This window comes from Streptosporangiales bacterium, assembly GCA_009379955.1.
Taxonomy (GTDB): domain Bacteria; phylum Actinomycetota; class Actinomycetes; order Streptosporangiales; family WHST01; genus WHST01.
Genome location: WHST01000076.1, coordinates 19,666 through 31,540 on the forward strand (window position 1 = coordinate 19,666; position 11,875 = coordinate 31,540).

General features: G+C 70.2%; 13 protein-coding genes. 6 read left to right on the forward strand and 7 right to left on the reverse strand.

Going from position 1 to position 11,875, the window contains the following annotated elements; translation table 11 throughout:
- Positions 1 to 130 precede the first annotated feature (130 nt).
- Genes GEV10_20855 through GEV10_20870 form a run of 4 tightly spaced genes read left to right on the forward strand, consistent with a single transcriptional unit; the run spans position 131 to position 3,771 of the window.
- Positions 131 to 709, forward strand: coding sequence for an ABC transporter permease subunit (locus tag GEV10_20855; protein MQA80899.1), 579 nt, complete (start codon positions 131 to 133; stop codon positions 707 to 709).
- A complete protein-coding gene (locus tag GEV10_20860; GenBank protein ID MQA80900.1) occupies positions 702 to 1,967 on the forward strand; it encodes a betaine/proline/choline family ABC transporter ATP-binding protein in 1,266 nt (421 codons plus the stop codon). Before GEV10_20855 ends, GEV10_20860 begins: the two co-directional genes overlap by 8 nt.
- Complete coding sequence (locus GEV10_20865; protein MQA80901.1) at positions 1,964 to 2,758, forward strand: ABC transporter permease subunit; 795 nt, start codon at positions 1,964 to 1,966, stop codon at positions 2,756 to 2,758. The genes GEV10_20860 and GEV10_20865 overlap by 4 nt, the downstream gene beginning before the upstream one ends.
- Positions 2,758 to 3,771, forward strand: a complete 1,014-nt coding sequence (locus tag GEV10_20870; protein ID MQA80902.1) for a glycine/betaine ABC transporter substrate-binding protein — start codon at positions 2,758 to 2,760, stop codon at positions 3,769 to 3,771. The genes GEV10_20865 and GEV10_20870 overlap by 1 nt, the downstream gene beginning before the upstream one ends.
- Here the strand turns inward: GEV10_20870 and GEV10_20875 are convergent.
- The 6 genes from GEV10_20875 to GEV10_20900 are packed head-to-tail and all read right to left on the reverse strand — an operon-like array spanning position 3,768 to position 9,015.
- The gene (locus GEV10_20875; protein MQA80903.1) at positions 3,768 to 5,228 is read right to left on the reverse strand and encodes a 3-deoxy-7-phosphoheptulonate synthase class II; all 1,461 of its coding nucleotides are present in this window, start codon (positions 5,226 to 5,228) and stop codon (positions 3,768 to 3,770) included. The genes GEV10_20870 and GEV10_20875 overlap by 4 nt on opposite strands.
- Positions 5,164 to 5,757 (reverse strand): hypothetical protein, encoded by a 594-nt coding sequence (locus GEV10_20880; GenBank protein MQA80904.1) that lies wholly within the window; start codon positions 5,755 to 5,757, stop codon positions 5,164 to 5,166. Before GEV10_20880 ends, GEV10_20875 begins: the two co-directional genes overlap by 65 nt.
- Complete coding sequence (locus GEV10_20885) at positions 5,757 to 6,227, reverse strand: DUF3592 domain-containing protein (GenBank protein ID MQA80905.1); 471 nt, start codon at positions 6,225 to 6,227, stop codon at positions 5,757 to 5,759. Before GEV10_20885 ends, GEV10_20880 begins: the two co-directional genes overlap by 1 nt.
- A gap of 49 nt (positions 6,228 to 6,276) precedes the next feature.
- Positions 6,277 to 7,302, reverse strand: a complete 1,026-nt coding sequence (locus GEV10_20890; protein ID MQA80906.1) for an ATP-dependent 6-phosphofructokinase — start codon at positions 7,300 to 7,302, stop codon at positions 6,277 to 6,279.
- Positions 7,303 to 7,346: 44 nt separating this feature from the next.
- Positions 7,347 to 8,306, reverse strand: a complete 960-nt coding sequence (locus GEV10_20895) for a hypothetical protein (protein MQA80907.1) — start codon at positions 8,304 to 8,306, stop codon at positions 7,347 to 7,349.
- A 19-nt stretch (positions 8,307 to 8,325) separates the two neighbouring features.
- Positions 8,326 to 9,015 carry a 1-acyl-sn-glycerol-3-phosphate acyltransferase gene (locus tag GEV10_20900; GenBank protein ID MQA80908.1) on the reverse strand — a complete coding sequence of 230 codons (690 nt, stop codon included), beginning with the start codon at positions 9,013 to 9,015 and terminating at the stop codon, positions 8,326 to 8,328.
- A 261-nt stretch (positions 9,016 to 9,276) separates the two neighbouring features.
- Between GEV10_20900 and GEV10_20905 the strand changes: the two genes are divergently transcribed.
- Together GEV10_20905 and GEV10_20910 are read left to right on the forward strand one after the other, a co-directional pair.
- Positions 9,277 to 10,035, forward strand: a complete 759-nt coding sequence (locus tag GEV10_20905; protein ID MQA80909.1) for an alpha/beta fold hydrolase — start codon at positions 9,277 to 9,279, stop codon at positions 10,033 to 10,035.
- A gap of 4 nt (positions 10,036 to 10,039) precedes the next feature.
- Positions 10,040 to 10,732 (forward strand): hypothetical protein, encoded by a 693-nt coding sequence (locus GEV10_20910; protein MQA80910.1) that lies wholly within the window; start codon positions 10,040 to 10,042, stop codon positions 10,730 to 10,732.
- 200 nt (positions 10,733 to 10,932) lie between these two features.
- On the opposite strand, the gene GEV10_20915 is transcribed toward GEV10_20910, so the two are convergent.
- Positions 10,933 to 11,811, reverse strand: a complete 879-nt coding sequence (locus GEV10_20915; protein MQA80911.1) for a DUF222 domain-containing protein — start codon at positions 11,809 to 11,811, stop codon at positions 10,933 to 10,935.
- Between the last annotated feature and the right edge of the window lie 64 nt (positions 11,812 to 11,875).

An 11,875-nucleotide genomic window follows, 5' to 3' on the forward strand; every position in this document is an offset into this window, starting at 1 on the left:
TCCGTGTCGACGAGTCCGCGTCGCGGCTTCCGCCGCGCCGGTTGGGTGAGGAGAACGCGTCGTGAGCTTCTGGGAGTTCCTGGCCGACCGGCGGGACAACCTCATCTTCCTCAGCGGGCAGCACGTGCTCATGGTCGTGCAGTGCGTGTTCTGGGCGGCGTTGATCGCGGTGGTACTCGCGGTCCTCGTCTACCGCTCGCCTGCCGGCTCGGGCATCGCCAACGCATTCACCGCGATCGGCCTGACCATCCCGTCGTTCGCCCTGCTCGGCATCATGGTCGCACCCCTCGGCCTCGGCGTCCTGCCGTCGGTCATCGCGCTCGGCTTCTACGCGACCCTGCCGATCCTGCGCAACGCGATCGTCGGTCTGGCCGGCGTCGACAAGAACCTGATCGAGTCGGCCAAGGGCATGGGCATGGGACGGTTCCGCACGCTGCTGCGTGTCGAGCTGCCCGTCGCCTGGCCCGTCATCCTGGCCGGCGTCCGTGTCTCCACCCAGATGGTGATGGGCATCGGCGCCATCGCCGCGTACGTCAGCGGCCCCGGCCTCGGCGGCTTCATCTTCGGCGGCCTCAACCACATCGGTGGCGTCAATGCCGTCAACGAGGCACTCACCGGCGTCGTCGCCGTCGTCATTCTCGCACTCGTCCTCGACGGCATCCTGCTGCTCGTCGGCCGACTGACCATCCCGAGGGGGATCCGTGCCTGAAACAACCGCACCAGAAGCGAGCACCGCGAGCAGCGGCAACGGCCACCTCACCGGTGGCGCCTCGATCGAGCTCAGGGACGTCACCAAGCGCTATCCCGGTCAGGCGAAAGCCGCGGTCGACTCGTTCAACGTCGACATCCCCGCGGGCGAGATCGTCATGTTCGTCGGGCCGTCCGGCTGCGGCAAGACGACCACGCTGAAGATGATCAACCGCCTCATCGAGCCGACGAGCGGCCACATCGTGATCGGCGGCGAGGACGTCACCGGCATCAACGCCGACCAGCTCCGGCGCCGGATCGGCTACGTCATCCAGGCCGGCGGCCTGTTCCCGCACATGACGGTGGGCGCCAACATCGGCCTGGTACCCGGCATGCTGAAGTGGGACAAGAAGCGGATCTCCGAGCGCATCGACGAGCTGCTCGAGCTCGTCAGCCTCGACCCGGGGCAGTACCGCAACCGCTACCCCCGTGAGCTCTCCGGCGGTCAGCAGCAGCGCGTCGGCGTGGCCAGGGCGCTCGCCGCCGACCCGCCCGTGCTGCTGATGGACGAGCCGTTCGGCGCGGTCGACCCGATCACCAGGCAGCGCCTGCAGGACGAGCTGCTGCGCATCCACGAGGAGGTCCCCAAGACGATCTGCTTCGTCACGCACGACTTCGACGAGGCGGTCAAGCTCGGCGACCGGATCGCGATCCTCACCGAGGGCGCGAAGATCGCACAGTTCGACACGCCGGACGCGATCCTCGGCAACCCGGCCAACGAGTTCGTCGAGGACTTCGTCGGCCACGGCTCCTCGCTGAAGCAGCTGACCCTTACCCGGGTCGACCAGATCGAGCTCGAGAGGGCCACCACGGCGACGGTCGGCGAGGACTCCCGCCAGGTCGCCGCCAAGGCCAGGGGCGAGGGCAACCTCGAGGTCCTGATCCTCGACGACCGCGGCCGGCCGGCCCGGTGGGAGGAGGTCAAGGACCTCGAACGCGACGGCGGCTCGATCGAGCGCGGCACCGAGCAGGTCGAGACCATCGGCACCAAGGCCACGCTCAACGACGCCCTCGACACCATGCTGATCTCCAGCCACGGTGCCGCCGTGGTCACCGGTCGCGGCGACGTGTACCAGGGCCTGGTCTCCGTCGAGACCGTGATGAACGCGATCCAGACCGCGCGCACCAACGCGAGGGCCGACACCGAGCGGATCAACGCCCCGGCCGAACCTGCCGCCGCGGACGCGGCCACGAGCGCCGCGGAGCAGGACCGGGCATGAGCACGGTCACCACCGCACCGGCGATCGATCCCGACGCCCTCACCGCCGAGATCGGCGGTGACTCGACCGCCGCCACGTGGGCGAAGCTCTCGATCCAGCCGGTCATCGTGCTGCTCGTCCTCGGCGGCTTCGCCATCTGGAAGAGCACCGCCTCGTTCGACTCGATCGAGGCCAGGCAGCTCGCCTGGGGCAACATCCTCAACCGCACCGTCGAGCACATCCAGCTGTCCGTCGCCGCGACGGTGGTCGTGCTCGCGGTGGCGATCCCGCTCGGCGTTCTGCTCACCCGGCGCGGGATGCGCCGGGCCGCACCGTTCTTCGTAGGCATCGCGAACATCGGCCAGGCGGCACCGGCCGTCGGCCTCGTGATCCTCTTGGTCCTGCTCATCGCGCTGGGCTTCTGGACCACGGTGCTCGCCCTGTTCCTGTTCGGCCTGCTGCCGGCGTTGCGCAACACCATCGTCGGTCTGCAGCAGGTCGACCAGCGCCTCGTCGAGGCGGCGCGCGGCATGGGCATGACCGGCTGGGCGACGCTGTTCCGTGTCGAGCTGCCGCTGGCCGTCCCGATCATCCTCGCCGGTGCGCGCACCGCTCTGGTCCTGCTCGTCGGCACCGCGGCGTTCGGCGCCCTCGTCGACGCGGGTGGCCTCGGCGGCCTGATCGTCACGGGCATCAAGCTCACCCGGCCCAGCGTGCTCGTCTCCGGGGGCCTGCTGGTGGCGTCGCTCGCCCTGATCATCGACTGGCTCGGACGAGTCGTCGAGGAAGTCGCCCGACCGAAGGGGGTCTGATGCCCATCCGCATCAGCAGACCTGTCCGCGCCGTCGCCGCCCTGGTGATGGTCACGGCACTCACGGCAGCGGCGTCCGGCTGTGGCCTGAAGGCCGCGTCGCAGTTCGTCCCCGACGCCGGCCCGGGCAGCATCAAGCCGATCCCCGCACTGAAGGACGTCCCCGCGGTCGTCGGGTCGAAGGACTTCACCGAGCAGCTCATCCTGGGCAAGATGGCCACCATCGCGCTCAACGTCGCGGGAGCCGAGGTGGTCGACAACACCAACATCCTCGGCAGCAACAGTGCCCGCCAGGCGCTGGAGCGCAACTCGATCAACCTGTACTGGGAGTACACCGGCACGTCCTGGATCTCCTACAACCAGAAGACCAAGCCGATCCCGGACTCGCAGAAGATGTGGGAAGCGGTCCAGAAGCTCGACGGCGAGCAGAACAACGTCGTGTGGCTGCCGCCTGCCGAGCTCAACAACACCTACGCCTTCGCGATCCGTAGCGAGAAGGCGAAGGAGTTGGGCATCGAGAAGCTCACCGACATGGCCAAGCTGCCCGCTGACGAGCTGACGTTCTGCGTCGAGTCCGAGTTCGCCAGCCGCGACGACGGCTTCGAGGGCGTGCTCAAGCACTACGGCATCCCGCTCGGCAAGACGGTGTCGAGAGACAATGTGCGCACGATGGACGTCGGCGTGGTCTACGACGCGACCGATAAGGGCACCTGCAACTTCGGCGAGGTGTTCACCACCGACGGCCGGATCGGAGGCCTCGGTCTCACCGTTCTCGAGGACGATAAGGACTTCTTCCCGAAGTACAACGTCGCGATGACCATCAACAGCGACTGGTATGCCGAGAACCCCGAGGCCAAGGAGCTGTTCGAGCCCCTCACCGAGGCGCTGACCAACGACGAGATGCTCAAGCTCACCGAGCAGGTCGACATCGACGGCAGGGACCCGGCCAACGTCGCCCTCGACTGGATGGTCGACAGGGGCTTCGTCACCGAGGGCGGCCCCGGCGCCGGCTAGTCCGGGGCCGGCCTGCTCGTCGAGCTCCGTCGCTGCAGCATCTCCGCCACGAGGAACGCCAGCTCCAGCGACTGGCTCGCGTTGAGACGCGGGTCGCACGCGGTCTCGTACCGGTACGGCAGGTGTTCGTCGCCGATCGCGTGGCTGCCGCCGAGGCACTCGGTGACGTCGTCGCCGGTGAGCTCGACGTGGACACCGCCGGGCACCGTGCCGAGCGCCCTGTGCACCTCGAAGAATCCCGTGACCTCGTCGATGACGTCGTCGAACCTGCGGGTCTTGAAGCCGTTGCCCGACTCGAAGGTGTTGCCGTGCATGGGGTCGCACACCCACACGACGGGATGGCCGGCGGCGTCGACCTTCTCGACGATCGCGGGCAGTGTGTCGCGTACGCGCGCCGCGCCCATGCGCACGACCATGGTCAGCCGGCCGGGCGTCGCGTCGGGGTCGAGCCGCTCCGCCAGCGTCACGGCTTCCTCGGGCGTGGTCGTGGGACCGAGCTTCACGCCTACCGGGTTGGCGATGCGAGCGGCGAGCTCCACGTGCGCGCCGTCGGGGCGCCGGGTGCGCTCGCCGATCCAGAGCAGGTGTCCCGACAGGTCGTAGAGGCTGCCGCGCTCCTCGCGGACGAGAGCGGTCTCGTAGTCGAGGAGCAGCGCCTCGTGGCTGGCGAACAGCTCGACACCGTGTGCGGGTCCCGACTCGAGGTCGACGCCGCAGGCGCGCATGAACGCGAGCGCGCGGTCGATGTCTGCCGCCATCTCCTCGTAGCGCTGGAGGACGGGACTGCTGCCGACGAAGTCGGAGTTCCACGCGTGCACGCGGTGCAGGCCGGCGAAGCCGCCCGTGGCGTAGGCCCGCACCAGATTGAGGGTCTGTGCGGCGACGTTGTACGCGCGTAGCATGCGCCGCGGGTCGGGTGCCCGCTCCTGCGCCGTCGGTCCGATCGCGTTGACGGCGTCGCCGCGGTACGACGGCAGCTCCACACCGTCGACGGTCTCGGTCGGGCTGCTGCGCGGCTTGGCGTACTGCCCCGCGATCCTGCCCACCTTGACGACAGGCACCGAGGCACCGTAGGTCAGGACGACCGCCATCTGCAGCAGCACCTTGACCTTGTCGCGGATCTGCTCGGCGGTCACCGACGCGAACGTCTCAGCGCAGTCGCCGCCCTGCAGCAGGAACGCCTCGCCGCGCGCGACCGCGGCGAGCCGGTCGCGCAGCTGGTCGCACTCGCTGGCCACGACGAGCGGCGGCAGCGCACGCAGGTCGTCACCCACCCGCGCCAGCGCGTCGGGGTCCGGCCAGCCCGGCTGCTGCTCCGCCGGCAGCTCGGCACAGGCGGTTCGCAGCAGGTCGACGGCGCTCGGGTTCACGTACCCAGGGTAATCGGCCCGGTCAGCGAGGTAGCACGTGCTCCTGGTCACCCACCCGCTCGGCGAGCGTGACCGAGGGTGGCGCATACCTCGCCACTGCCGCACGGAACGCCTCGACGTCGATCACCGCGTCGGAGACGTGCGACCGCAGGCGCTCGGGGATCGCGAGGGGGTCGTCCGGGTCCGTGATCAGCGCGTCGACGCCGCTCGGCAACGGTGCGCCGCGGTTGAGCCTGACGCCCACCTGCGCGGGCAGGTCGGTGCGGAACGCGCCCACGACCGGCTCGGGACGCAGGACGACGACGTGCCAGACAGACGGCCACGGCACCGTGACCGCGCCGAGGAGCACGCCCGCGCGGTCGACGCGGAGGCGCTGCGGACGCCGCATCGACCGGACGAGGCCGAGCACGAACGCGATGCCCCAGAAGACCAGGAGGAAGACCGGTACGTTCGAGTCACCATCGCCGACGAACCTGGAGCCGAAGTACGTCACGGCGCCGAACGCCATGAGCCCGACCAACGTGGCCATGCTGCCGCCCAACGACCGGCGACCGTAGAGCACGTAACCGTCGACGGGCGGTGTGGTAGACCCACCGAGTAGGCGTCCAAGGTCCATCAGAGTGCTCCGATCAGCCGCTCGACGACGCCCGCTCTGAGCAGCATGGTGACGCCACCGACGGCGAACGCACCGCCCGCGACGACGAACAGCACCGGCAGCACCCGCGCGCTGACCGCCCTGCCCGCGTACGCACGGGCCGGGTCCCTCGGGTCGTAGAGCACACCGACATTGTCGCCCACGCGATGCATCGGCGGGTTCGATCCGTTCTTGGCGACGGTCTGCACCTCACGGCCGTCGGTTGCGCGGAAGGCGAGCACCGGGTAGTGGATGTAATGCCCGCTGTTGTTGCTCCCCCGGCCGGAGTGCCACACCTTGCGCATGTCGGCGACGAGGCCTTCGCACCGCACGGCACGCCGGCGGAACGAGAGGAACTCCACGAGGGCACGGATGCCATGCAACACGAAGAGAGTGCCCACCACGGCGAACATCAGGGGCGCGAAGAGTGCGGGACCGAGGATGTCGTTCATACCCGCCTCCGACTCCCGCGACCGCCGGTCGGTTCGCCGACCGGGGCGGTCAACCGAAGAAGACCTCGGCCTCGGCGTAGCGCTCGACGGGCACGGTCTTGAGCTCGTCGACCGCCTCCGCGAGCGGAACGCGGACGATGTCGGTGCCGCGGAGCGCCATCATCGAGCCGAACGCGCCGTCGCGTACGGCGTCGATGGCGTGCAGGCCGAACCTCGTCGCCAGCACGCGGTCGAACGCGGTCGGGGTGCCGCCGCGCTGGATGTGCCCGAGCACGGTGCAGCGCGCCTCCTTGCCGGTGCGCCGCTCCACCTCCCGCGACAGCCACTCGCCGATGCCGCCGAACCGCACGTGCCCGAACGCGTCGAGCTCGGTGTCCTGGGTGACCATCTGCCCCTCGAGGGGCATCGCGCCCTCGGCGACCACGACGATCGGCGAGTAGCGGGTGCGGAACCGGTGCTCGATGTGCTCGCACACCTTCTCGACGTCGAACCCGTTCTCCGGGAGCAGGATGACGTTGGCGCCGCCCGCCATGCCGCCGTGCAGCGCGATCCAGCCCGCGTTGCGTCCCATGACCTCGACGATCAGCACGCGGTGGTGCGACTCGGCCGTGGTGTGCAGCCGGTCGATCGCCTCCATGACGATGTTGACCGCCGTGTCGAAGCCGAACGTGAAGTCGGTGGCGCCGAGGTCGTTGTCGATCGTCTTCGGCACGCCGACGACGTCGACCCCGCTCTCGTGCAGCTTGCGCGCGACCCCCAGGGTGTCCTCGCCGCCGATCGCCACGAGCGCGTCGACCTCGGCCTTGGCGAGGTTCTCGCGGATCCGCTCGAACCCGCCGTCGACCTTCGCCGGGTTGGTCCGCGACGAGCCGAGGATGGTGCCCCCGCGCGGGAGGATGCCGCGGACGCTGCGGACGTCGAGCGGGACGTAGTCGCTCTCCAGCGGACCCCGCCAGCCGTCGCGGAAGCCGTAGATCTCGTAGCCGTAGACGTCGACGCCCTTGCGTACGACGGACCGGATCACGGCGTTGAGCCCGGGGCAGTCTCCACCGCCGGTCAGCACTCCGACGCGCATAGCGTTCCTCTCTCGGGGATCTGAGGGGATGTGCGCGGGCCAGCCTAACGAGGCGCGGCGGCCGGCCTGGGCCGGGTGAGGAACGCGCGCAGCCGGTCCGCCCCGAGCGCCACCAGCAGGAGCGCGCCGAGCAGCACGGTCACCCCGATCGCGGTGACGTTCGCGATGGTCAACGCCCGCTGCATCGACATGACGAAGCTCGCCGCGAGCACCGCGCCCAGCAGGCTGCGGTAGCCGCCGAATGCGCTGGTGCCGCCGATCAGGACGGCGGCGAACCCGGCGAGGAGCAGCCAGCTCGTCGACCCCGCCGGCGCCGCGAACCGCATCGTCGATGTCTGGAGGATCCCTGCCATGCCCGCGAGCAGGGCCGCCGCCACGTGCATCGCGGCCCGGTGCAGGCCGTCGGGAAGCGGCGATGTGACCCTGCCGAAGATCGACATCGCGTCGACGGCCACCGCGATGAGGCTGACCATGACAAGCAGCAGCACGGTGATCGCGCCGGGCAGTGGGTTCTCCACCTGGCGGCCGGACGGTGACGCCACCATCCCGCCGAGTGCGGTCAGGACCAGCCCGGTGGCGAGCGTCGTGATCGCCGGGTGCAGGCCGAGCAGTCCGACCAGGGCCGCGTTGACGACGCCGAACATCGCGGCGACGACCAGACCGAGGAGCAGGCCCGACAGTCCGCCGCCATAGCTGAACGCGAGCCCGGAGAACATGGCGACGCCGGCGAGCGAGAGGTCGGGACTGCGTGCGCTCAGCGGCAGCGCCAGCCCGACGGCGAACAGCGCGGCCTGCGTCCAGCCCCCCACGTGGAGTCCGAGTCCCACCAACGGCGTCGGGCCGGCGACCGCGAGCACGACCAGCCCGATCACCATGAGCAGCAGCGCGACGCCCACGAACGGGCCGACGCCGGCCACGTCGCGGACGAGGCCGTGCGACGGCGTCGAGGGACGTACGGAAGGGGGTGGGACGAGGGGTTGACCTGCGGGAGATGGCTGCGTCACCCGCGTGATGATAGCCCTCTCAGCTCGCCCGCGGGTGCGCCTCGCCGTCTCCTGGGGCCGTGTCGGACGGTGCCTGCTTGAGCTCCTTGCGCTCCGCCCTGCGTGCCGCGTCGAGCTCGTTCTTGACCGTGTTGGCGTAGCGGTCGACGTACTCCTGGCCGGAGAGCTTCATGATCGCGTACATGACCTCGTCGGTCATCGCGCGCAGGACGTACCTGTCGTTGCCCATGCCCTCGTAACGGGAGAAGTCGAGCGGCTCGCCGAAACGCACGCTCACCGGCACGACCTTGGGGAGGTTCTTGCCGGGCGGCTGGGCCTCGCGGGTGCCGAAGATCGCGCACGGTACGACGGGGGCGTTGCCCTCGATCGCCATGCGCGCCACGCCGGTGTGACCGCGGTAGAGGCGCCCGTCGGGCGACCGGGTGCCCTCGGGATAGATGCCGAGGACGTCGCCCTGGTGCAGGACCTTCAGGCCGGCGCGCAGTGCCGCCTCGCTTGCCCGGCCGCCGGCCCGGTCGACGGGGAGCTGGCCGATCCCGCGGAAGAACGCGGCGGTCGCGCGGCCCTTGATGCCGCGGCCGGTGAAGTAGTCGGACTTGGCCAGGAAGGTCATCTTCCGCGGCACGAGGAACGGCAGGAAGACCGAGTCGGAGAACGACTGGTGGTTGCTCGCGATGATGACCGGGCCCTCGTCGGGGACGTTGTCCATGTCGTCGGCCCAGGGCTTGAAGGACACCGAGAGGACCGGCTTCAGGAACGCCTTCAACGTCGAGTAGAGCACCGCACCTCCCCAGTGGAAAGTGTCCTCTCAGCCCAGCGTTGCCGCCTGGTCAGGACATGTTCCTTCGGACGAAACCCTAGCCGAGACGGCGCCGGGCCGATACCTCGTCGCGCGCCGAGGGCCCGCCGCGGCGTCGCGCTCCGGACCGAAGCGTGCGACGATCGGACATCCGCGCGACAGGAGGACGCCGTGCCCGTACGCCCCGGGGCGGAGCCGTATCGCCACGACGGAGGGCCCGTCGGCGTCCTGCTGTGCCACGGCTTCACCGGGTCGCCGTACGCGCTGCGCCCGTGGGCCGAGCACCTCGCCGAGGCCGGTTACACAGTGTCGCTCCCCCGGCTGCCCGGGCACGGCACCAACTGGCGCGAGGCCAACCTGACCCGGTGGGAGGACTGGTACGCCGAGGTCGACCGTGCGTTCAGGGAGCTGCGCGGCGTCTGCGACCACGTCGCGGTCTTCGGGCTCTCCATGGGCGGGGCGCTCGCCCTGCTGCTCGCCGCGAAGTACGGCGACGAGATCTGCGCGGTGGTGCTCGTGAACCCCTCGATCCTCACCCTGGACAAGCGGCTCCGGCTGCTGCCACTGCTGCGTCTCACCGTCCCCTCGATCGGCGCCATCGCCGACGACATCAAGAAGCCGGGCGTCACCGAGCGCGCGTACGACCGCACCCCGATCAAGGCGTTCTACTCGGTCACCAGGCTCTGGGCAACCGTCCGCCGCCAGCTGGCCAGGATTCACCAGCCGCTCCTCGTCTTCCGCAGCCGCGAGGACCACATCGTCGAGCCGCTGAACACCGAGGTCATCCGGCGGCACGTCTCCTCGGCCGAGGTGGAGGTGCGGGTGCTGGAGAACAGCTACCACGTGGCCGTTCTCGATCACGACGCGCAGTCGATCTTCGACGAGTCGGTCACGTTCCTCGGCAAGCACGCGCCAGTCGCGGGACCATGAACCCATGGAGCGCGACAACGGCCTCGAGGCGAAGGCCTTCGCCTTTCTCGGCACGGCCGACCGCGCGGTCGCCGACGAGCTGCTGCGCGAGCTCGCCGACGAGGGCATCGCGGCGTACGCCGTCCCGGCCGACCCTGCCGAACGCCTCTACGTCGACCGCACGTCGCTCGCGTACGCCCAGGCCCTGCTGAAGCACCGCCTGTCCGACACGGACGACGCCGACGGGGCCTCCGGCGATGACGGGTCCTCCGACGACGAGACCTGGCAGCTCCTCGTCGCCGACTTCCACCGCGACGCGGACGGCGAAGGCGACCGCCCCTGGCCCGAGGCCGAGGACATCGACGAGTCCGACACCGCGACAGGCGACACCGACGACACCGCGAAGCGCACGCCCCGGGTCTCCGTCGTCCGCCTCGACCACGACGACGACGCCGAGCCCGAGCCCGACGAGGACCACTACATCCCGCCCGAGCCACCGCAGTTCACGTCGGGCGACCCCTGGATCAAGTTCGCCTGGGTGGCGATGCTGGCGTCCGCCTGCTACCTGATCGCCGGCATGGTCCTGGGCTGGAAGATGCCCGGCTGGGCCGCCCTCCTCTCGGCCGCAGGCTTCATCGGCGGCATCGTGACCCACGTCATCCGCATCCGCGACCCCCGCGAAGGCGACCCACCGTCCGACGACGGCGCGGTCGTCTGACCCGCGAGGACAACTGACCTTCGCTAGTCAGGTGTCGCCGTAATCGTGGGGGCGTTGGGTGTACTCGCGGCCCGCGGGTGAGGTCCAGGTGACGGATCCGTCGGGGTGGGCCTTCAGGGACCAGCCGGTGTTCTCGTCTTCCAGCACAGCACGACAATCACGAGCATTCCAGCTTCTACATCAGAACCTCACAATCATCATCAGGACACACGGTGCCGTTTGCAGAGGCAGTGCAGGTTCGCAGCCGCGGTGGGACCGCCCTTGCCCCAGGGGACCGTGTGGTCGAGCTCGGTCCGGCGGGCCTTGCGGGTGCAGCCGGGGAACCGGCACGTCACGTCCCTGGCCCGGATGTGGCGGGCGAGCCGGGCGCTGGGGGTGTACCGGGGTTCCGCGGCCGGCGGTGCCTCGACCGGAGTAGCGAGCAGTCCGGCGAGGTCCCCGGCCCGGTAGGTCTTGTCCCCGGCGGCGGCGAGGACTCCGGTGTCGCGGTCGTAGGCGAGCCGCCGCCAGGACACTCGCTCACCGGTGGTGAGCGCTCGCGCGGTGGACGCCGACACCGACCCGTAGCCGCGTAGGTCGCCGGGGGTGTCTCCGCCGTGGAGGGTGTCGACCGGGACGGTCACCTCGACCACGGTGGTGATGTTCCGACGCACGTGGTCGTCGAGGACGAGGTCGGTGAACGCGTCGAACCGCCGTTGCTCCAGGGTCCGGGTATCGCCGGGGATCTGCTGGTGGGCGAGGTCGTCGACCAGGTTGAAGACGGTGGTGGTCTGTTCCGCGGGTCCACGCAGGACGAGGACACCGGTCTCGCCGGGGTCGGGGCGGTGCCACAGGGTCCGGTCTTCGAAGGCGCGGTCCTGGTGTTCTTCGACCCCGGTGGGGTCGAACTTGGCGATGGCGTGGTTGATGCGGCCGCGGAACTGTCCGACGGGCAGGTCGGGGCGCCGCAGCGCGTACTCCTCCACCAACGCCGTGGTGTGGGGGTCGAGGTGTTCGACGGCGTCGGCGAGGACCCCGGACGTGCATCGCGGTGAGTTCCCCGGCGGCGAACAGCTTCTCCGTGGCGGGGAGCCGGTCACAGGTGATCCGGGAGACCGTAAGCCGGTCCGCGGCGGTGCCGGTCGCGATCCGCAGCACCGCCGC